At 67.4% G+C, this 22,071-nt stretch carries 15 protein-coding genes; 6 read left to right on the top strand and 9 right to left on the bottom strand.

Translation table 11 applies throughout. The features are described from left to right. Positions 1–26 precede the first annotated feature (26 nt). The 4 genes from tuf to rpsL form a co-directional block, all read right to left on the bottom strand. Positions 27–1,220 carry an elongation factor Tu gene (gene tuf / locus AB0G17_RS29220; RefSeq protein WP_101389597.1) on the bottom strand — a complete coding sequence of 398 codons (1,194 nt, stop codon included), beginning with the start codon at positions 1,218–1,220 and terminating at the stop codon, positions 27–29. Between the two features lie 162 nt (positions 1,221–1,382). Next, positions 1,383–3,509 (bottom strand): elongation factor G, encoded by a 2,127-nt coding sequence (fusA, locus tag AB0G17_RS29215; protein ID WP_361389247.1) that lies wholly within the window; start codon positions 3,507–3,509, stop codon positions 1,383–1,385. Positions 3,510–3,547: 38 nt separating this feature from the next. Further along, positions 3,548–4,018, bottom strand: coding sequence for a 30S ribosomal protein S7 (gene rpsG / locus AB0G17_RS29210; protein WP_101389595.1), 471 nt, complete (start codon positions 4,016–4,018; stop codon positions 3,548–3,550). A 2-nt stretch (positions 4,019–4,020) separates the two neighbouring features. Next, a complete protein-coding gene (gene rpsL, locus AB0G17_RS29205; protein WP_007265893.1) occupies positions 4,021–4,392 on the bottom strand; it encodes a 30S ribosomal protein S12 in 372 nt (123 codons plus the stop codon). A 391-nt stretch (positions 4,393–4,783) separates the two neighbouring features. Here rpsL and AB0G17_RS29200 point away from each other — a divergent pair, with 391 nt between their 5' ends. From AB0G17_RS29200 to AB0G17_RS29175, 6 genes are all read left to right on the top strand, one after another. Then, on the top strand, positions 4,784–5,512 hold the full coding sequence (locus AB0G17_RS29200; protein WP_361389244.1) for a Crp/Fnr family transcriptional regulator: 729 nt from the start codon (positions 4,784–4,786) through the stop codon (positions 5,510–5,512). 133 nt (positions 5,513–5,645) lie between these two features. Next, a complete protein-coding gene (locus AB0G17_RS29195; RefSeq protein ID WP_361389241.1) occupies positions 5,646–6,410 on the top strand; it encodes a hypothetical protein in 765 nt (254 codons plus the stop codon). Next, positions 6,407–8,560 carry a hypothetical protein gene (locus AB0G17_RS29190; RefSeq protein WP_361389238.1) on the top strand — a complete coding sequence of 718 codons (2,154 nt, stop codon included), beginning with the start codon at positions 6,407–6,409 and terminating at the stop codon, positions 8,558–8,560. Before AB0G17_RS29195 ends, AB0G17_RS29190 begins: the two co-directional genes overlap by 4 nt. Positions 8,561–8,588: 28 nt before the next feature. Then, positions 8,589–9,971 (top strand): hypothetical protein, encoded by a 1,383-nt coding sequence (locus tag AB0G17_RS29185; RefSeq protein WP_361389235.1) that lies wholly within the window; start codon positions 8,589–8,591, stop codon positions 9,969–9,971. 11 nt (positions 9,972–9,982) lie between these two features. Continuing rightward, positions 9,983–10,507, top strand: coding sequence for a Pycsar system effector family protein (locus AB0G17_RS29180; protein WP_361389357.1), 525 nt, complete (start codon positions 9,983–9,985; stop codon positions 10,505–10,507). A gap of 34 nt (positions 10,508–10,541) precedes the next feature. Then, complete coding sequence (locus AB0G17_RS29175; protein WP_361389232.1) at positions 10,542–11,597, top strand: M48 family metalloprotease; 1,056 nt, start codon at positions 10,542–10,544, stop codon at positions 11,595–11,597. 75 nt (positions 11,598–11,672) lie between these two features. Here the strand turns inward: AB0G17_RS29175 and AB0G17_RS29170 are convergent, their stop codons facing one another. From AB0G17_RS29170 to AB0G17_RS29150, 5 genes are all read right to left on the bottom strand, one after another. After that, positions 11,673–15,572, bottom strand: coding sequence for a DNA-directed RNA polymerase subunit beta' (locus AB0G17_RS29170; RefSeq protein ID WP_361389229.1), 3,900 nt, complete (start codon positions 15,570–15,572; stop codon positions 11,673–11,675). A gap of 98 nt (positions 15,573–15,670) precedes the next feature. Continuing rightward, positions 15,671–19,156: a DNA-directed RNA polymerase subunit beta gene (rpoB, locus tag AB0G17_RS29165; protein ID WP_361389226.1), complete on the bottom strand. Its 3,486-nt coding sequence runs from the start codon at positions 19,154–19,156 to the stop codon at positions 15,671–15,673. A 602-nt stretch (positions 19,157–19,758) separates the two neighbouring features. Beyond that, positions 19,759–20,142 carry a 50S ribosomal protein L7/L12 gene (gene rplL / locus AB0G17_RS29160; protein WP_361389223.1) on the bottom strand — a complete coding sequence of 128 codons (384 nt, stop codon included), beginning with the start codon at positions 20,140–20,142 and terminating at the stop codon, positions 19,759–19,761. A 110-nt stretch (positions 20,143–20,252) separates the two neighbouring features. Beyond that, positions 20,253–20,783: a 50S ribosomal protein L10 gene (rplJ, locus tag AB0G17_RS29155; protein ID WP_361389220.1), complete on the bottom strand. Its 531-nt coding sequence runs from the start codon at positions 20,781–20,783 to the stop codon at positions 20,253–20,255. A gap of 316 nt (positions 20,784–21,099) precedes the next feature. Further along, the gene (locus AB0G17_RS29150) at positions 21,100–22,068 is read right to left on the bottom strand and encodes a hypothetical protein (RefSeq protein ID WP_361389217.1); all 969 of its coding nucleotides are present in this window, start codon (positions 22,066–22,068) and stop codon (positions 21,100–21,102) included. Positions 22,069–22,071 lie beyond the last annotated feature (3 nt).

Here is a 22,071-nt window from a genome sequence, read left to right as displayed (position 1 = left end):
TGCGAGCTACCAGGTCAGAACACGAATTACTTCGTGATCTTGACGACCTGGCCGGCGCCCACGGTCCGGCCACCCTCACGGATGGCGAACTTGAGGCCCTCCTCCATGGCGACCGGCTGGATCAGCGCGACCGTCATGGCGGTGTTGTCGCCCGGCATGACCATCTCGGTGCCCTCGGGGAGGGTCACGACGCCGGTCACGTCCGTGGTACGGAAGTAGAACTGCGGGCGGTAGTTGTTGAAGAACGGGGTGTGACGGCCACCCTCGTCCTTCGACAGGATGTACGCCTGCGCCTCGAACTCCGTGTGCGGGGTGACCGAGCCCGGCTTGATGATGACCTGGCCGCGCTCGACGTCCTCGCGCTTGATGCCACGGAGGAGCAGACCGACGTTCTCACCGGCCTGGCCCTCGTCGAGCAGCTTGCGGAACATCTCGATGCCGGTGACCGTGGTGGTGGTCTTCTCGGTCTTGATGCCGATGATGTCAACGGTCTCGTTGACCTTCAGGACACCACGCTCGATACGACCGGTGACGACGGTGCCACGACCGGTGATCGTGAAGACGTCCTCGATCGGCATCAGGAACGGCTTGTCGACGTCACGCTCGGGCTGCGGGATGGACTCGTCGACGGCCTTCATCAGGTCGAGGACGGTCTGGCCCCACTCGGCGTCGCCCTCAAGGGCCTTGAGCGCCGAGACCTTGACGACCGGAAGGTCGTCGCCCGGGAACTCGTACTCGGAGAGGAGCTCACGGACCTCGAGCTCGACGAGCTCCAGGATCTCCTCGTCGTCCACCATGTCGGCCTTGTTCAGGGCGACGACGATGTACGGAACGCCGACCTGGCGGGCCAGGAGCACGTGCTCCTTGGTCTGCGGCATCGGGCCGTCGGTGGCGGCGACCACGAGGATGGCGCCGTCCATCTGCGCCGCACCCGTGATCATGTTCTTGATGTAGTCGGCGTGACCCGGGCAGTCGACGTGCGCGTAGTGACGCGACTCCGTCTGGTACTCGACGTGCGCGATCGAGATCGTGATACCGCGCTGGCGCTCCTCGGGAGCCTTGTCGATCTGGTCGAAGGCCGAGGCCTCGTTCAGGTCCGGGTACGCGTCATGCAGCACCTTGGTAATGGCGGCCGTGAGGGTCGTCTTACCGTGGTCAATGTGACCGATGGTGCCGATGTTGACGTGCGGCTTAGTCCGCTCGAACTTCGCCTTCGCCACTGGGTCCTCCTGTGGAGTGGTTCTGTACGCCTTGCTTCATCGGCGCCAGGTGATCTTTGCTGGGATGCCGGGGCCGGGGGCATTCGCCGCAATACTCTCGCATTGCGGCGAATGCCCCGCCGGACTCCGGTGACAAGCCTAAAGCGATCGAACTCGGAAGAGTTACTCGCCCTTGGCCTTCGCGATGATCTCCTCGGCGACGTTCCGCGGAACCTCGGCGTAGGAGTCGAACTGCATCGAGTAGCTTGCGCGACCCGAGGTCTTGCTGCGGAGGTCTCCGACGTAGCCGAACATCTCCGAGAGGGGCACGAGGCCCTTCACGACGCGAGCGCCGCTGCGCTCCTCCATGGCCTGGATCTGGCCACGGCGGGAGTTGATGTCACCGATGACTTCACCCATGTAGTCCTCGGGCGTGGTGACCTCGACGGACATCATCGGCTCAAGGAGCACCGGGGAAGCCTTGCGCGCGGCCTCCTTGAAGGCCTGCGAGCCGGCGATCTTGAACGCGAGCTCGGAGGAGTCGACCTCGTGGTAGCCACCGTCGAGAAGGATGACGCGGACGCCAGTCATCTCGTAGCCGGCCAGGATGCCGAACTGCATGGCCTCCTGCGCACCCGCGTCCACCGACGGGATGTACTCCCGGGGGATGCGGCCACCGGTGACCTTGTTCACGAACTCGTACGACGCCTCGCCGCCCTCGATGGGCTCGATCGCGATCTGCACCTTGGCGAACTGACCGGTACCACCGGTCTGCTTCTTGTGGGTGTAGTCGTGACGCTCGACGGTCTTGCGGATCGTCTCGCGGTACGCGACCTGCGGCTTGCCGACGTTCGCCTCGACCTTGAACTCGCGACGCATACGGTCGACGAGGACGTCGAGGTGGAGCTCGCCCATACCACCGATGATGGTCTGGCCGGTCTCCTCGTCCGAGTGCACCTGGAAGGAGGGGTCCTCCTCCGCGAGACGCTGGATGGCGACACCCAGCTTCTCCTGGTCACCCTTGGACTTGGGCTCGATGGCGACCTGAATGACCGGGGCCGGGAAGTCCATGGACTCCAGGATGACCGGGTTCTTCTCGTCGCACAGCGTCTCACCGGTGGTGGTCTGCTTCAGGCCCATGACGGCGACGATGTCGCCGGCACCCACCGCGTCGATCTCCTCACGCTTGTTCGCGTGCATGCGGTAGATCTTGCCGATGCGCTCCTTCTTGCCCTTGACGGAGTTCAGCACCGAGGTGCCGGCCTCCAGGCGACCGGAGTAGATCCGGATGAAGGTGAGCTTGCCGAGGTGCGGGTCGCTCGCGATCTTGAACGCGAGCGCGGCGAGCGGCTCGTCGTCCGAGGGCTTGCGCTTCACGACGACCTCGGCGTCCTTGACGTCGTGGCCCTCGATGGCCTCGACGTCCAGGGGCGACGGCAGGTAGCGCACGACCGCGTCGAGCAGGGGCTGGACGCCCTTGTTCTTGAACGCGGTGCCACAGAAGACGGGGGTGACCGTGGTCTCCCCGCCCTTGCCGGACGCGATGGTGATACGACGGACCGCGGCGTACAGCTGCTCCTCGGTGGGCTCGACGCCCTCGAGGAAGAGCTCCATGATCTCTTCGTCGTTCTCCGCGACGGTCTCGACCAGCTTGCCGCGCCACTCTTCAGCGGCCTCGGTGTGCGTGGCCGGGATGTCGACGACGTCGTACATCTCGCCCTTGGTCGCTTCCGCGGACCAGACCAGGGCCTTCATGCGGACCAGGTCCACAACGCCCTTGAAGTCGGCCTCGGCACCGATCGGCAGCTGCATGACGATCGGGGTCGCGCCGAGGCGGTCCACGATCATGTCCACGCAGCGGTGGAACTCGGCGCCGGTGCGGTCGAGCTTGTTGACGAAGCAGATGCGCGGCACGCCGTAACGGTCGGCCTGACGCCACACCGTCTCGGACTGCGGCTCCACACCGGCGACACCGTCGAACACGGTGACGGCACCGTCGAGGACGCGGAGCGAACGCTCCACCTCGACCGTGAAGTCCACGTGACCCGGGGTGTCGATGATGTTGATGGTGTGGTCGACGTCCTCGAGCGGCCAGTGGCAGGTCGTCGCGGCGGACGTGATGGTGATGCCGCGCTCCTGCTCCTGCTCCATCCAGTCCATCGTGGCAGCGCCGTCGTGGACTTCACCGATCTTGTACGAAACGCCGGTGTAGAACAGGATCCGCTCAGTGGTGGTCGTCTTGCCCGCGTCGATGTGGGCCATGATCCCAATGTTGCGGACCTTGGCCAGGTCAAGCGAAGTGGTGGCCATAAGGCTCAGTCTTCTCTCGGTCTCGATGTGGGTTGCGACTACCAGCGGTAGTGCGCGAAGGCCTTGTTGGACTCGGCCATCTTGTGCGTGTCCTCGCGCTTCTTGACGGCCGCACCGAGGCCGTTGGAGGCGTCGAGGAGCTCGTTCATGAGGCGCTCGGTCATGGTCTTCTCACGGCGGGCGCGGGAGTAACCCACGAGCCAGCGGAGGGCCAGGGTCGACTGGCGACCCGGCTTGACCTCGACGGGGACCTGGTAGGTCGCGCCACCGACACGGCGGGACTTGACCTCGAGGGACGGCTTGACGTTCTCCAGCGCGCGCTTCAGCGTGATGACCGGGTCGTTGCCCGTCTTCTCGCGGAGGCCTTCCATGGCGCCGTAGACGATGCGCTCGGCGGTGGAGCGCTTGCCGTCCAGCAGGATCTTGTTGATCAGCGACGTGACAAGAGGAGACTGGTAGACCGGGTCGATGATGACCGGGCGCTTCGGGGCGGGGCCCTTACGAGGCATTCTTACTTCTCCTTCTTGGCGCCGTAGCGGCTGCGGGCCTGCTTGCGGTTCTTGACAGCCTGGGTGTCAAGCGCACCGCGGATGATCTTGTAACGAACACCCGGCAGGTCCTTCACACGGCCACCACGCACGAGCACGATCGAGTGCTCCTGCAGGTTGTGTCCCTCACCCGGAATGTAGGCCGTGACCTCGATGCCGGAGGTCAGACGCACACGCGCGACCTTCCGCAGCGCCGAGTTCGGCTTCTTCGGGGTGGTCGTGAACACACGCGTGCAGACGCCGCGACGCTGGGGCGAGGCCTCAAGCGCGGGCGTCTTCGTCTTCTCGACCTTGTCCTGCCGGCCCTTCCGGACCAGCTGCTGGATCGTAGGCACTACTTCTCCGGTTTCTGTGTGCCGTTGGTGAAACTAACCTGGAACGTCACCGACCCACGCGGTCGGGTGTGTCGAATACTGCGGGATCTCGCCGTACGGAAACGGAGAGGGCGCAGATTGCGGTGGCCGTATCTGGCTCGTCCTGCGGACGTAGGCACGCAGGGGAGCCCAGGCACACCCCAGGCACAAGGTCTGAGCGTACCTACCTCATCGACTTGGGTCAAAACAAATACCCACACGCGGGACATGGTCGGGGCCGGTGAGACGCGTCTCACCCCCGGGTGGCGGAGCGCGAAACGCGCGTGCGGCAGCCGCAATCCTGCCGTTCAGGGCTTGGCCAATCGGCGTTCTCAGTAGATTGAACTCCGCCATTGACGATCGGGGGGACTCCATGGCGGCGCCCTACGGACCCGGCGGCGGGGGGCTCGACGACCGGGTGCCTTTTCTTGCCCGGCTGGAGAAGGAGGACAGGGCGGCGCTGCTCGCGCTCGGCCGCGAACTGGCCTTCGCCTCCCGCGCTCCGCTGATCCACCAGCACGAACCGTCCTCGCACGTGCTGCTGATCCTGCACGGCTGGACAAAGGTGACGGCCGCCGCCGCCAACGGCTATGAGGCACTGCTCGCCCTGCGCGGGCCCGGTGACATCGTCGGCGAGTCCGCCGCGCTGACCGGGCGACCCCGCTCGGCGACGGTGAGCGCCCTGGAGCCGCTCAAGGCGGTCGCCATCGAACACGAGAAATTCAAGGAGTTCCTGGCAGGCTCCCCCGCCGTCGCCCTCAAGCTGCTCGGGCTCACCGCCGACCGCACGCGCGCAGCGGACCAGCGCCGACTCGAATTCGGGTCGATGAGCGTGCGCGAGCGGTTCGCGGTCCTGCTGCTCGACCTGGCCCGCACCCATGCCCGCCGCACCGACGAGGGCATCGAGCTCGGCGTACCGCTGAGCAAACAGGAGCTGGCCGGGGCGGTGGGCGCCTCCCGGGAGATGGTGCAGCGGCTCCTCAAGGAGCTGCGCGATCGCGGGGCGGTGCATACCGGGCGGAGGGAGCTAGTGATCTTACGGCCGGATGTGCTGCGGCGGATCGCCGGCACGGACCTCGGAGGGCCGCTCGCTCACTTCTGACGCTTCGCGGTCGCCCGGCCTCCTGGAGTGGCTCTGTGCACACGGTCACACTTCGAGTGCGTCATCCGCCCTCACCACTGGTCACTCGCCCTCGTGACTCTCTTTCCAGCACCACATCCCACGAGAGGCGACCATGACTGACCCCGTGAGCGGCACCATCCTGCTGTTCGACATCGAGAAGTTCAGCGACCGCGACGACGTCGAGCAGGCCTATCTGCGCCGGATGCTGTACAACGTCGCCGACCATGCCCTGCTGGCCGCGGGCATCGACGAAACACTGCGCAGGCGCGCCGACCGGGGGGACTCGGTCATGGAGCTGATCGATGCCAAGGCCTCGCTCCCCGCGCTCCTGCGCGCCCTGCTGACCGATGTGCCGGCCCAGCTGCGGGCGGTGAACCGGATGGCGTCCAGCTCCGCGCAGATGCGGCTGCGGGCCGTGGTCGCGACTGGCTTCGTGGCTACCGACGACCTCGACGGCTGGGTCGGCTCCGACCTCAACCACGCCTGCCGACTGCTCGACGCCTCGGTGCTTCGGGCGGCGCTGCGGGAGCGGCCGGGCCAGGACTTGGCCCTCTGCATCTCGGAGTCGGTGTACGCGGGGATCGTCCGGCACAACCACATGGGACTCCCGGCCGAGGAATTCGCCCGAGTCACCGTGGACAGCAAGAACGGGCCGCTCGCCGCATGGCTGCACGGGCCCGTACCGGTCGATCCGCCCCAGAGCCCCGGTGTCGCGAGGGGAAACCTGGCGCCCGAGCACGAGGACGACTCCGACCACAGAACCGTGCCCCCGGGCCCCCGGTTCACCAGCGGCACCGTCAAGGGCGACAACAACGGGGTGTCGGCCGGGCAGATCGTCGGCGACATCTCCTTCGGCGGCCGGGGTGACCAACGATGACCGCGGACACCCCTGAGGCCGCACCGCAGCAGAGCGACGACGAGAAGCCGGAGCAGCCCGCCGAATCCGACGAATCCCAGGACGACGCCGAGTCCGGCGTAGACGATCAGCCCCAGGACGCCTGGGCGGCGCGCCGGGATCTGGAGGACCACACCCCCAGGACCATGAGGTACGGGGCCCGCACGCGATTCACCAGCGGCCGGGTCGGCGGCGACAACCACGGCGTCAGCGCGGGCCAGATCGTCGGCGATGTGATCACCGGTACCAAGACGGAGATCTACTACCAGTTCGGCGGCGCCGCCCACTCCTCGGGCGAGGTACCGGCGGCGGTGCTGGAACGCATCGCCGCACACTTCGTCGCCGGCGAAGCCCACTTCGCCACGCTGGCCGAGCGGCTGCGCACCGACCGCGTGCTGGTGATCTCCGGGCCGCACTTCTCCGGACGTCGGACCGCGGCGCTCATGTTGCTGCGCCGTCTGGGCGCCACTCCCGTGCGCATGCTGGACCGGACGACCGCGCCCAGTGCGCTCGCCCAGCAGCTGGGCGGCGACGGCCATGTGCTCTGCGACCTGATCACCGAACGCGGCCGTCCGCTGCGGGAGGCGGACGTGCTGGCGGCACGCGACCGGCTGGCGGAGAAGGGCGGCCACCTCGTGATCACGGTGGATCCCCTGGCGGCCCTCGACGGCATCCAGGCCGCCAAGTGGGAGCCGCCCGCCCCCGTGGCCGTTCTGCAGGCGCATCTGCGGGCGGCCGTCGACCCCGAGACGGTGGAGAAGCTGCTGACGCTGCCCGCCGTCACCGAGTTCCTCGGCCGCAACCACCAGCTACGGGAGGCCGCCACATACGCGAAGGAGCTGGTGAGGTACGCCCTGGGGGAAACGGGTGCCCAGGAGATCGAGCGGTTCTCGCAAACCGCCCTGGAGCGCCAGATACAGGAGTGGTTCGAGGAGGACGAGGCCTCGCTGCACCTGCGCGACAAGGCGTTCCTGGTCGCCCTGGCCGCCTTCGACGGCGGCCCGTACGCCCTGACGGCCGAGCTCAGCGATCTGCTGTACGGCCTTCTGCAGAAGACCGACAACCCCGGTCTGATGCCCCGCGTCCCCGTCTTCGGCACCCACATGGGGAAGCGCCTCCAAGTCGCACGGGCGATCCCGTACGAAGAGGAGGAGAACACCGAGTGGGGCCCGGTCACCCAGCTCAAGGCGGCCTTCCAGGACGAGCGCGCGGCACTGATCCTTCTGCGCGAGGTGTGGACCGGGCATCCGTCCGCCCGGCCCGCCCTGGTCGATTGGCTGCGGCGGCTCGCCGGCGACGGCCGTCCGCTTGTACGCACCCGGGCCGCTGCCACGGCCGCGGTCCTGGCCCGTGCCGACCTGCCATCCGCGATGGCGCTCGTCATCGAGCCGTGGGCCACGTCCTCGGGGTTCCGGCACCGCCAGGTCACCGTCAACGCACTCGTCCTCGCGCACCTGATCGGCCTCGCGAACGTGTCGCGCATCATCGACTCCTGGTGCGTCAGCGACGACTGGAAGCTGTCCTGGGTGGCGATCCGGGCCCACGGCCTCATCGGACCCGAGCGACCTCTGGAGACGCTCGTCGCCCTGCGCGGCGCGGCCCGCCGCCAGCACGATCGGGACGAGCCTCAGGAGCTACTGATCGCCGAACTCGCCGAGTCCGTAGAGCTCTTGATCCTCTCCCCTGCCGACGACCAGGTCCTCGCCGACCTGTACCGCACGCTCCACGACGACCGCGCCGTCTTCGACCTCGCGCTGCGGGGCTTTCTCAGCGCTTGCAAGCGAACCGAGCAGGACGAGCCGTACGGATCTCCACTGGTCTTGGACCGGTACACACGAGCGCTTCAGGAGGGAAGCCCGGCGGCCGGGCACATCGCCGCGTTGTGGCGAGCCGCGCTCAGGGACCCCGACCACACCAGGCAGGCACTCGAAGTGCTGCGCCGCTGGGTGCTGATCGCCGAGCACTCGCCCGACACCACCGAGTGGGCACTGGCCGCCCTCCTGCCCGCGCTGACCGGCTCGACATCCGAGTACCAGCGCCTCGACCACCTGCTCCGCACCATGCCGGGCGAGGACGGGGCGGCCCCGCCCCTCGTCGCGAGCAGGCTGCGGACCGTCCTGTCACCCCGCTGAACCCGCACTTCTCAAGGAGATCGGAAGCATGATCCGTACTACCGACTGGGAACAGCCGGCAGACCGGCACAGCGAGTTGGTCGATCCGGTGATCACGGTGCGGCAGCTGTCACGGTTCGAGTTCGCCCGCAGGTCACTCACCCGCATCGACCACGCCCTGGTCTTCTCGACCCCGAAGGGCTCCTACGACACCTATCTACCCCCCGTGCGGCCCACCCGCGCCGAGGTCGCCGCGAAGCGGTACACCGCGGTGTACGAAGTCGACATGGGCGTCCACCCCGTCCAGGCCGAGTTCAAGCTGCCGAGCGACAACGACGCCTTCGAGTTCGGCGTGGTCCTCGACCTGTCGTGGCAGGTGGCCGAGCCGGGCCGGTTCGTGGCGAGCGGCCACCGGAACGTGCCCCGGCTGCTCCTGGGCGAGCTGGAGGAGGCGGCGCGTCCAGTGGCCCGCCGCTTCGCGATAGCCGACAGCGCTGCTGCCGAACAGGCGATCCTGGCGGCGGTGACGGCCTCCGGCCCCCTCGGTTCGCACGCGGGCCTGAACGTCACCTGGACCGTGAGGCTGCGCCGGGACCAGGAGAACATCGACCACCAGGTGCGACTCCAGGCCATCGACCATGACGCCACCGAGCAGATCCTCGCACAGCAGCGCGGCATGGCGTTCGACATCGAGCTGGACCGGCGCCAGCGGCAGCAGGACGCACTGACGGTGGCCCGCCAGCGCGAGTACGGCCATCAGGAGCAGGACCTCGTACTTCAGCAGCAGCGGTGGCAGCACGAGCGGGCGGTCCTGGAGACCCAGCAGCAGGTGGAACTGCAGAGGCTCAAGGCCGAGAAGATCGCCATCTACCAGGCACAACTCGAACAGGGCGGGATCCGCGCCTGGGCCATGCACCTTGCCGAGCACCCCGAGGACACGGTCCTCGCCATCAACAGCATGCGGGAGGACCAGCTCAGCCTGCTGGAAGTCCAGAAGGACCTGGTCGGCCAGGTGCTCGGCGGTGACACCGCGGAGAGCTACGAATTGGAAGGCCCCAAGCAACTGGCCTTCAAGAGGTTCAGCGAGATCCTCAACCAGCGCCTTCTCGGACATGCCGAACCGGGGTGGGGGGAAGCTCCGGCCTCCGTGCCCCACCAGGTCCAGCTGCTGGGACCGGCACCCCAGGACCCTCCGCCCACCGCTCCACAGCCCCTGGCAGCGGAGCAGCCGACTCGGCCCCCGAAGCCCTCCACGCCCCCGGCCCCGCCGATCCAGCACGCCACCTTCGCAGGCTGGCAACCGCCGCCGGGATACGGCAGCACTCCGACGATGCCCGCAGCGGACGCACCCGCCGCCGAGCCGGAGCCCGCCCGGGAAGCCCCTGACTCGCCCGGCGTGGAGGACGCACCGCCGGAGAACGGTGCCCCGTGACCGCCGATCCCATGACGCGGCCCGCTCCCCAGCCGCCGGCTGCCGCCCCGGGCACCGAAGCCGCCACCCGCCTTCTGGCCGACGTGCGGGCGGAGATCGCCCGCGCCGACAGCAAGGCATCCGTCCTCGTCGCCGCGCTCGGCATCACGGCGGGCGTCGTGAGCGGGCTCCTCGCCGGGTGCGGCTGGAGTCCCGGCTCGCTCTCCCGGCCCGGCGCGGTCACCTGGTGGGGCGGCACCTTCCTCCTCGCTCTCGCCCTGCTGGCTCTGCTCATGGCGGTGATGCCGCGCTTCGGGGCGGACGGCTGGACGCCCGGGACACCCCTCTCCCACTTCGGCGACATCCGGCAGGCCGTGCGGCAGGGCCGGTTGGCGCAGGCCCTCGCCGACACCGAACGCGCTCCGGCCGCCTCGCTCATCGCCTCTCTCACGGAGACCAGCCGGATCGCCGCCCGCAAGCACCAGTGGATACGCGGCGGGCTGCTCGCCTTCTGCGCCGGGGCAGCGCTGCTTCCGCTCTCCCGGCTCATCGGCTGACGCCCCGCCCCACCCCGCTCAGCGAAGGATCACGATGGCCACATCACCCGAGCCCCAGCAGCCAGGCACCCAGCCGACCCCGCCCGGGTATCCCGGGACCGGCCCTGCTCAGCCGCCACCCGCCCCGGACGATTTGGACTACCAGAACGCACCGGGCAACCGCATCCACCTCAAGGCGCACCAGCGCGGTACGGACGCCACCGCTCTGGGGCAGCTCGCCCTGCACGTCCCCGGCTTTCTGATCAGCCTGCTGGTGGTGGTATTGGCCACCTGGCTGCTCGACGAGTTCATCGGGCTTCCCTACTGGATCCCCACCCTGGTCTGGGTGCTTTCCGGCGCCCTCGTCTTCCATCGGCCCACCGAGGGCTTCTTCGCCCGCTACCTCCTGGGGTTGCAGCGCCCCATGCCTGGGGAGATGGCCCGGCTCGCCCCGGTGTGGCGGGAGGTCACGGCCAGGGCCGGTGTGGACGGGCGCAGGTACGAGCTGTGGGTCGAGAACAGCCAGGACCTCAATGCCTACGCGGCGGCGGGCCATATCGTCGGCGTCACCCGGTACGCGCTGGAGCACTTGCCGAGCGCCCAGCTCGCCGCCGTACTCGCCCATGAACTCGGCCACCACACCGGTGGCCACGCCTGGGCTTCGCTGCTGGGGTACTGGTACGCGCTGCCCGGTCGGCTCGCCTGGCGGGCGCTCCGTACCGTCGTCGTCTTCACCGTCGCCTTCGCCAGTTACGTGTCGTGGCTCGCGACGACCGTACTGATCGCGGTGATCGGCGCCATCACGGTGGCCACGGTCACCGAGTTCTACGGACTGCCACTGCTCCTGCTCGCCCTGCCTTATCTGATGGCCGCCGTCGGACGCCGCTCCGAACTGCGGGCCGATGAATACGCCGCGGTGCACGGCTTCGGACCGAAACTCGCGGAAGTGCTCCAGACCATGCACAGCATGGAACAGCGGACGCTCCGCGCGGCACTCCCCGCCGGAGGTTCGCACCCCCGTTCCGGCCCACTGGCCAGGCTGCTCTGCGAACACCCCGACTACCCGACCCGGCTGCTCCGACTGCAGCCCTACCTGCGGCCCGGCCGCTGACGCTTGCGGCGATACGCCGAAGGGCGCCCACCCCGTGTGCAACGGAGTGGGCGCCCTTCGGTTCAGACGTACGCCTTACTGGTTGTACGGACCGTAGTCGTAGTCCTCCAGCGGAACGGCCTGGCCGGAGCCGGTGCCGAACGGCGAGTAGTCGATGTCGTCGTAGCCGACGGCCGAGTACATCGCGGCCTTGGCCTCCTCGGTGGGCTCGACCCGGATGTTGCGGTAGCGGGACAGACCCGTACCGGCCGGGATGAGCTTACCGATGATGACGTTCTCCTTGAGGCCGATGAGGCTGTCGGACTTGGCGTTGATCGCCGCATCCGTCAGGACTCGGGTCGTCTCCTGGAAGGAGGCGGCCGACAGCCAGGACTCCGTCGCCAGCGAGGCCTTGGTGATACCCATCAGCTGCGGACGGCCGGAGGCCGGGTGGCCGCCTTCCGTGACCACACGACGGTTCTCGGTCTCGAACTTCGAGCGCTCGACGAGCTCGCCCGGCAGCAGCTCCGCGTCGCCGGACTCGATGATCGTCACACGGCGCAGCATCTGCCGGATGATGATCTCGATGTGCTTGTCGTGGATCGACACGCCCTGCGAGTTGTAGACCTTCTGGACTTCGCCGACCAGGTGGACCTGGACCGCGCGCTGACCGAGGATCCGGAGCACGTCGTGCGGGTTGGTGGCACCCACGGTGAGCTTCTGGCCCACCTCGACGTGGTCGCCCTCGCCCACCAGCAGACGGGCACGCTTCGAGATCGGGAACGCCGTCTCGTCGCTGCCGTCGTCCGGGGTGACGACGATCTTCTTGGTCTTCTCGGTCTCCTCGATCCGGATGCGGCCGGCCGCTTCCGAGATCGGGGCGACACCCTTGGGCGTACGAGCCTCGAAAAGCTCGACGACACGGGGCAGACCCTGGGTGATGTCGTCACCGGCCACACCACCGGTGTGGAAGGTACGCATCGTCAGCTGGGTACCGGGCTCACCGATGGACTGGGCGGCGATGATGCCGACCGCCTCACCGATGTCGACCAGCTTGCCGGTGGCCAGCGAGCGGCCGTAGCAGAAGGCACAGGTGCCGACGGCCGACTCACAGGTCAGGACCGAGCGGGTCTTGACCTCCTCGACGCCCGCGTTGACCAGCGCGTCGATGAGCACGTCACCGAGGTCCACGTTGGCCGGCGCGATGACCTTGCCGTCGACGACGACGTCCTCGGCGAGCATGCGGGCGTAGACCGAGGTCTCGACGTCCTCCGTCTTGCGGAGCACACCGTCCTCGCCCTTGACCGCGATCTTCAGCTTCAGGCCGCGGTCGGTGCCGCAGTCCTCCTCGCGGATGATCACGTCCTGCGAGACGTCCACCAGACGACGGGTCAGGTAACCCGAGTCGGCGGTACGCAGGGCGGTGTCCGCCAGACCCTTACGGGCACCGTGCGTGGAGATGAAGTACTCCAGAACGGTGAGGCCCTCACGGAAGGACGCCTTGATCGGACGCGGGATGGTCTCGTTCTTCGCGTTCGACACCAGACCACGCATACCCGCGATCTGACGCATCTGCATCATGTTTCCTCGGGCACCCGAGTCAACCATCATGAAGATGGGGTTCGTCTTCGGGAAGTTCGCGTTCATCGCCTCGGCAACCTCGTTGGTCGCCTTGGTCCAGATCGCGATGAGCTCCTGCGTGCGCTCGTCCTTGGTGATCAGACCGCGCTCGTACTGCTTCTGGACCTTCTCGTCCTGCGCCTCGTAGCCCGCGACGATCGCCTTCTTGGCCTCGGGGACCACGACGTCGGAGATGGCCACGGTGACACCGGAACGGGTCGCCCAGAAGAAGCCCGCCGCCTTCAGGTTGTCGAGCGTCGCCGCCACGATGACCTTGGGGTAGCGCTCGGCCAGGTCGTTGACGATCTCGGAGAGCTGCTTCTTGCCCACCGAGTAGTCGACGAACGGGTAGTCCTCGGGCAGCAGCTCGTTGAAGAGCGCGCGGCCCAGCGACGTACGCAGACGGAACGAGTCGCCCTGCTGCCAGGTCGTCTCGCCCTCCTCCTCGACCGGCGGGGTCCAGCCACGCGGCGGGACGGTGCCGATGGGGAAGCGGATGTCGACCTTCGCCTGGAGCGAGAGCTCCCGGGCGTCGAACGCCATGATCGCCTCGGCGGTCGAGTTGAAGGCGCGGCCGGCGCCCTTCACCTCGCGCTCCTCTTCGTCCGTGGTGAGGAAGAAGAGGCCGAGCACCATGTCCTGGGTCGGCATGGTGACGGGACGACCGTCGGCCGGCTTCAGGATGTTGTTCGAGGACAGCATCAGGATGCGGGCCTCGGCCTGCGCCTCCGCGGAGAGCGGCAGGTGGACGGCCATCTGGTCACCGTCGAAGTCCGCGTTGAACGCGGTGCAGACGAGCGGGTGGATCTGGATGGCCTTGCCCTCGACCAGCTGGGGCTCGAAGGCCTGGATGCCGAGGCGGTGCAGCGTCGGCGCACGGTTCAGCAGAACCGGGTGCTCGGCGATGACCTCTTCGAGGACGTCGTAGACGACCGTGCGGCCGCGCTCGACCATCCGCTTGGCGCTCTTGATGTTCTGCGCGTGGTTCAGGTCGACCAGGCGCTTCATCACGAACGGCTTGAAGAGCTCCAGCGCCATGGCCTTCGGCAGACCACACTGGTGCAGCTTCAGCTGCGGACCGACGACGATCACGGAACGCGCGGAGTAGTCCACACGCTTACCGAGAAGGTTCTGACGGAAACGACCCTGCTTGCCCTTGAGCATGTCGCTCAGGGACTTCAGCGGACGGTTGCCGGGGCCCGTGACCGGGCGACCACGACGGCCGTTGTCGAAGAGGGCGTCGACCGCCTCCTGGAGCATCCGCTTCTCGTTGTTCACGATGATCTCGGGGGCACCGAGGTCGAGCAGACGCTTCAGACGGTTGTTGCGGTTGATCACACGGCGGTACAGGTCGTTCAGGTCGGAGGTCGCGAAGCGGCCACCGTCCAGCTGCACCATCGGGCGAAGGTCCGGCGGGATGACCGGGACGCAGTCCAGCACCATGCCCTTGGGGCTGTTGCTGGTCTGCAGGAACGCCGAGACGACCTTGAGGCGCTTGAGCGCGCGGGTCTTCTTCTGGCCCTTGCCGGTACGGATGATCTCGCGGAGGCGTTCGGCCTCCTCGTCGAGGTCGAAGGTCTCCAGGCGCTTCTGCAGGGCAGCGGCACCCATCGAGCCGTCGAAGTACGTGCCGAAGCGGTCACGCAGCTCGCGGTAGAGCAGCTCGTCGCCCTCGAGGTCCTGGACCTTGAGGTTCTTGAAGCGCGACCAGACCTCGTCCAGACGGTCGATCTCGCGCTGCGCACGGTCGCGCAGCTGCTTCATCTCGCGCTCGGCACCCTCGCGCACCTTGCGGCGCACATCGGCCTTGGCACCCTCGGCCTCAAGCTCGGCGAGGTCCGTCTCGAGCTTCTTGGCGCGGGCTTCGAGGTCGGCGTCGCGGCGGTTCTCGATCTGCTGACGCTCGACGGAGACGTGCGCCTCCAGCGACGGCAGGTCGCGCGTACGGCGCTCCTCGTCCACGAACGTGATCATGTACGCGGCGAAGTAGATGACCTTCTCGAGGTCCTTCGGCGCGAGGTCCAGCAGGTAGCCAAGGCGCGACGGGACGCCCTTGAAGTACCAGATGTGGGTGACAGGGGCGGCAAGCTCGATGTGGCCCATCCGCTCACGGCGCACCTTGGCGCGCGTGACCTCGACGCCACAGCGCTCACAGATGATGCCCTTGAAGCGGACGCGCTTGTACTTGCCGCAGTAGCACTCCCAGTCCCGGGTCGGACCGAAGATCTTCTCGCAGAAGAGTCCGTCCTTTTCGGGCTTGAGGGTGCGGTAGTTGATGGTCTCCGGCTTCTTGACCTCACCGTGGGACCACTGACGGATGTCGTCAGCAGTGGCGAGGCCGATCCGCAGCTCGTCGAAGAAGTTGACGTCGAGCACTTGTCGTCAATCCCTCTTTCGGGGTCGATTCTTCAAGATGGTCTGAGGGGGGTCCGGGGACGGTGGGGGGCTCTAGGGAGAGCCCCCCACCAGACCCGTCAGACCTCTTCGACGCTGCTCGGCTCGCGCCGGGACAGGTCGATACCGAGCTCCTCCGCAGCGCGGAAGACGTCCTCGTCCGTGTCGCGCATCTCGATGGACATGCCGTCCGAGGACAGCACCTCCACGTTGAGGCAGAGCGACTGCATTTCCTTGATGAGCACCTTGAAGGACTCGGGAATGCCGGGCTCAGGGATGTTCTCGCCCTTGACGATGGCCTCGTAGACCTTCACGCGGCCGGTCACGTCGTCGGACTTGATGGTCAGCAGCTCCTGGAGGGCGTACGCGGCGCCGTATGCCTCCAGCGCCCACACCTCCATCTCACCGAAGCGCTGGCCACCGAACTGGGCCTTACCACCCAGCGGCTGCTGGGTGATCATCGAGTACGGACCGGTCGAACGCGCGTGCAGCTTGTCGTCGACCAGGTGGTGCAGCTTCAGGATGTACATGTACCCGACCGAGATCGGGTCCGGGAACGGCTCGCCGGAGCGGCCGTCGAACAGGTTGGCCTTGCCGGACGGCTGGACCAGGCGGTCGCCGTCGCGGTTCGGGATCGTGGCCTCGAAGAGACCGGCGATCTCGTCCTCGCGGGCACCGTCGAAGACCGGGGTCGCGACGTTGGTGCCGGGGGCGACCTGGTCGGCGCCGATGACCTGCAGGCGCTGGGCCCACTCGTCGGCCAGACCGGAGACATCCCAGCCGCGGCTGGCGAGCCAGCCGAGGTGGATCTCGAGGACCTGTCCCGGGTTCATTCGGGACGGCACGCCGAGCGGGTTGAGGATGATGTCGACCGGGGTCCCGTCCTCGAGGAACGGCATGTCCTCGATGGGCAGGATCTTGGAGATGACACCCTTGTTGCCGTGACGGCCGGCGAGCTTGTCACCGTCCGTGATCTTGCGCTTCTGCGCCACGTAGACACGAACCAGCTGGTTCACGCCCGGCGGCAGCTCGTCGCCCTCTTCACGGTCGAAGACGCGGACGCCGATGACCTTGCCGGTCTCGCCGTGCGGCACCTTCAGCGAGGTGTCACGGACCTCGCGGGCCTTCTCACCGAAGATCGCGCGCAGCAGGCGCTCCTCCGGCGTCAGCTCGGTCTCACCCTTGGGCGTGACCTTGCCGACGAGGATGTCGCCGGCGACGACCTCGGCACCGATACGGATGATGCCGCGCTCGTCGAGGTCGGCGAGGACCTCCTCGGAGACGTTCGGGATGTCCCGGGTGATCTCCTCGGGGCCGAGCTTGGTGTCACGGGCGTCGACCTCGTGCTCCTCGATGTGGATCGAGGAGAGGACGTCGTCCTGCACGAGGCGCTGCGACAGGATGATCGCGTCCTCGTAGTTGTGACCCTCCCACGGCATGAACGCCACGAGCAGGTTCTTGCCCAGCGCCATCTCGCCGTTCTCGGTCGCCGGACCGTCGGCCAGGACCTGGCCCGCGATGATCCGCGCGCCCTCGTCCACGATGACCTTCTGGTTCACCGAGGTGCCCTGGTTGGAGCGGGAGAACTTCGCCAGGCGGTACGTGGTGTACGTGCCGTCGTCGTTGGCGATGGTGATGTAGTCCGCGGAGACCTCCTGGACCACACCGTCCTTCTCGGCCTTGAGCACGTCACCGGCGTCGGTGGCGCAGCGGTACTCCATGCCGGTGCCGACCAGCGGCGCCTCGGACTTAATCAGCGGCACCGCCTGACGCATCATGTTCGCGCCCATGAGGGCACGGTTGGCGTCGTCGTGCTCCAGGAAGGGGATCATCGCGGTCGCGACCGACACCATCTGGCGCGGCGAGACGTCGATGTAGTCCACCTCGGCCGGCGGCACGTAGTCGACCTCGCCGCCACGGCGGCGGACCAGGACGCGGGCCTCGGTGAGCTGGAGCTCCTCGTTGAGCGCGGCGTTCGCCTGGGCGATGACGAAGCGGTCTTCCTCGTCGGCCGTGACGTAGTCGACCTCGTCGGTGACCTGGCCGTCGACGACCTTGCGGTACGGCGTCTCGATGAAGCCGAACGCGTTGACGCGGCCGTACGAGGCGAGCGAACCGATCAGACCGATGTTCGGGCCTTCGGGGGTCTCGATCGGGCACATGCGGCCGTAGTGGGACGGGTGCACGTCACGGACCTCGAAGCCGGCCCGCTCACGGGAGAGACCACCCGGGCCAAGCGCCGACAGACGGCGCTTGTGGGTGAGACCCGACAGCGGGTTGTTCTGGTCCATGAACTGCGACAGCTGGCTGGTGCCGAAGAACTCCTTGATGGAGGCGACGACCGGCCGGATGTTGATCAGGGTCTGCGGCGTGATCGCCTCGACGTCCTGGGTCGTCATCCGCTCGCGGACGACTCGCTCCATACGCGCCAGACCCGTACGGACCTGGTTCTGGATGAGCTCGCCGACGTTGCGCAGACGACGGTTGCCGAAGTGGTCGATGTCGTCGGTCTCGACGACGATGCTCCGACCCGACTCACCGGTGGTCTCGGTCTCGCCCGCGTGCAGCTTGACCAGGTACTTGATGGTCGCGATGACGTCGTCCGTGGTGAGGACGCCGGCGTCCAGCGGCTCGTCCGCGCCGAGCTTCTTGTTCACCTTGTAGCGGCCGACCTTCGCGAGGTCGTAGCGCTTCGGGTTGAAGTAGAGGTTCTCGAGCAGCGTCTGAGCGGCCTCGCGCGTCGGCGGCTCGCCCGGGCGCAGCTTGCGGTAGATGTCGAGCAGCGCGTCGTCCTGGCCCTGGGTGTGGTCCTTCTCCAGGGTGGCGCGCATGGACTCGTACTCGCCGAACTCCTCCAGGATCTGCTCGGTGGTCCAGCCGAGAGCCTTCAGGAGGACGGTGACGGACTGCTTGCGCTTGCGGTCGATGCGGACACCGACCATGTCACGCTTGTCGATCTCCATCTCGAGCCAGGCACCCCGGGACGGGATGATCTTGGCCGTGTAGATGTCCTTGTCGGACGTCTTGTCGATGTTGGAGTCGAAGTAGACACCCGGCGAGCGGACGAGCTGCGACACGACGACACGCTCGGTGCCGTTGATGACGAAGGTGCCCTTGTTGGTCATGAGCGGGAAGTCGCCCATGAAGACCGTCTGGGACTTGATCTCGCCGGTCTCGTTGTTGGTGAACTCGGCCGTGACGAAGAGCGGGGCCGCGAACGTGAAGTCGCGCTCCTTGCACTCGTCGATCGAGTTCTTCGGCGGCTCGAAGCGGTGGTCGCGGAAGGTCAGCGACATCGACCCGCTGAAGTCCTCGATCGGGGAGATCTCCTCGAAGATCTCCTCCAGACCGGACTTGGTGGGAACGTCCTGTCCGTTCTCCAGAGCCGCCTCGACGCGAGCCTTCCAAGCGGCGTTGCCGAGCAGCCAGTCAAAGCTCTCGGTTTGCAGCGCAAGGAGGTTCGGAACCTCGAGGGGCTCCTTGATCTTTGCAAAGGAGATGCGCAGCGGGGCGGTGCTGGCGCCGTTGTTCGTATTGGCGGTCGAGGCGTTGCGCGAGGCGGCCAAGAGGGGGTCCTTCCGAGGGCTCGGACTCACTACGCGCGTACCGGTCCCACGAGGGCACAGAGAGAGACGTTTCCTGATTGAGGCTGAAAGGCCAGGTCAGGGCAGTTCAATCCAAGATGCTCAAGCGAGGGCATGCCCCTGGTGACGGGCAGGGGGCAGCTAACAGGCAGCGCAAAGGGTCAGTGTAGCCACTCGGCTCACTGATGTCCAGGGCGGAATTTTCGCGACCCTCATTGTTCTTCTCAGTACCTCGCAAGCCACGCGCTGTGAGGCGCACATCGATACTGCCCTCTTCGCCTTCGATCCATGCCTCGGATCCGGATCGATGTGACGACGCGTCCTGAGAATTGCGCGCTGCGTGCGGTTCGTCAAGACCCCTCAGCTCCGCGGAGATCGCTCCGTTACGGCTGCTACGGCTACGAGGCGTACACGGGGCGTACGGCGAAGATCACCATACTCCCTGACGCCTCCCGCGCAAGCGGCCGTCACGGCGACTCCCGGGTACGCCGAAGGGCGACCACCCGGATGGATGATCGCCCTTTGGTGTGTGCGCGTTACACGCCCGTGGGCGTCACACGCGAAGAGTCAGAAGACTCACAAGGTCACTTGACCTCGACGGCCGCACCGGCAGCCTTGAGGGACTCGGCAGCCTTGTCAGCGGCCTCCTTGTTGACCTTCTCGAGGACCGGCTTCGGGGTGCCGTCGACGAGGTCCTTGGCCTCCTTCAGACCCAGCGAGGTCAGCTCACGCACGACCTTGATGACCTGGATCTTCTTGTCGCCCGCACCGGTGAGGATGACGTCGAACTCGTCCTTCTCCTCCTCGGCCTCGGCAACGGCGCCCGGGCCGGCGGGGCCGGCAACGGCGACCGCGGCGGCGGCGGTGACGTCGAACTTCTCCTCGAAGGCCTTCACGAACTCGGAGAGCTCGATGAGGGTCATCTCCTCGAACTGGGCGAGGAGGTCGTCCTGAGAGAGCTTCGCCATGATGGGCGATCCTTCCACTAATTCGGCAATGCCGAGATGTATCGAATGGCGGGCGTTACGGCCCGCTACGACCCGCGCACTAGGCGGCGCGGATCAATGCGCGAGCCGAATTACTCGGCACCGCCCTGCTCGGCGAGCTTGACGCGAAGCGCCTCCGCGGTGCGGACGAACTTCGACGGCAGCGCCTGGAAGAGCGAGGCAGCCTGGGACTGCTTGCCCTTGAACGCGCCGGCCAGCTTGCTGAGCAGAACCTCGCGGGACTCGAGGTCCGCAAGCTTCTTGATCTCATCGGCGGACAGCGCCTTGCCATCAAGGACACCGCCCTTGATGATCAGGTTGGGGTTCTCCTTGGCGAAGTCACGAAGACCCTTGGCCGACTCCACCGGGTCACCGGTGATGAAGGCGGCACCCGTCGGACCAGTGAACTGGTCGTCGAGCGAGGTGATCCCGGCGTTGTTGGCCGCAATCTTGGTCAGCGTGTTCTTCACCACGGCGTACTGGGCGTTCTCACCGAGCGAACGACGCAGCGTCTTGAGCTGCGCCACGGTGAGACCCCGGTACTCGGTCAGCACGACGGCGTTGGAGCTGCGGAACTTGTCCTCGAGCTCGGCTACGTCGGCAGCCTTGTTGGGCGTCGGCATAGTGCGTCGGCCTCCTTCCGGGTGATGAGGACCGCTCAAAAGGGGCCGCGACATAAAAAACGCCCCGGCGCAAGTGCACGGGGCGTAGCTCGACCGGAACGAGTCCGGGAACTTTCCACAGTCACCTGCGCGGGTCGTCCGCATGCAGCGGAACCTTCGGCCGCCACCCCTTCTGATGAAGGCGCGGCAACGACCAGCGGTCTTTGGCTTCTGGAGAAGCGTACGTGACGGGTTGCGGATCGAGCAAATCCGGTCGTACGGGACGTCGTGAGGGCGGTCGCCCGGGCGGTCGTACGGGACCGCCCGGAGGGGACCGTCAGGCGCCGCCGAGGCCGCCCGCGCCGCCGTCCTTGGCCAGGTCTCCCAGGCCCTTCAGCATCTCCAGCAGGTCGGTGGTCTCGCCCGCGGGCGGGGCCGTGACCTGGGCCTTGGTGCCGTAGTCCGAGTAGTGCGCGGACGTGGTGACCTTGCCCTGGGGGCTGTTGATCCCGACGTCCATCCGGACCGGGTAGCCGTCCGCGTTGACCCAGACCTCGGTGTCGTAGCCCTGGATGCCGCTCTTCTTCATGTTGGCCAGGAGCCGCTCGCGCTCCTGGGGCTTCAGGGTGTCGAGCATCTTGTTGTTCTTCGCCATCTCGTCGATGGTGAGCGTGCCCTTGTAGTGCTCGGAGGAGACGCCGTCGATCTGCTCGGCGCCCAGGTGCTTCAGGTTCGGCGAGTCCAGCAGCAGGGCGAGCTGCTGGGCCGGGTCCTGGTTCATGTTCTCCATGCCGGCGGTCATCTGCTTGACCAGCTCGTCCTTGCCGGACTGCTTGGCCAGCGAGGTCAGGTCGAACTTGACCCAGCGCTTGCCGCCGAACTCCTTGGCGGACTCGCCCAGGGCGCCCATGTCCATGTACATGACGTTGTCGACCCAGAGCATGCGGGTCTTCTCGGCGGCGCCCGCCATGCCCTTGGCCACCGAGGAGGTCACGGTGAGGTCCATGGCCGTCGGGTTCCAGGCCATGACGCCGCTGGTCTCGGTCTTCCCCGCGTCCTGCCCCATGGACGCGGGCGCCGACATGGTCATCCGGACCTTCGCGGACTTGGCGGCGGCGGTCTTCTTGTACGCCGCCGAGAGCACCTGGGAGGCGGCACTGCGGGACTGCGGCGCGCCGGCCTTCTTGGCGCCCTGGGCGCCGTCGGCCTTCTTGCCGTCGTCCCCGCCGCAGCCCGCGGCCCCGGCCACCACCACGGCGGCCGTCGCCATCGACAGCGCCGCCCGCGTCCATCCGGACCTGCTCATGTA

The sequence above is a fragment of the Streptomyces sp. NPDC023838 genome (genome assembly GCF_040639555.1).
Taxonomy (GTDB): domain Bacteria; phylum Actinomycetota; class Actinomycetes; order Streptomycetales; family Streptomycetaceae; genus Streptomyces.
Note: the sequence above shows the minus strand (reverse complement) of the source record. Positions and strands in the feature narration are given on the sequence as shown.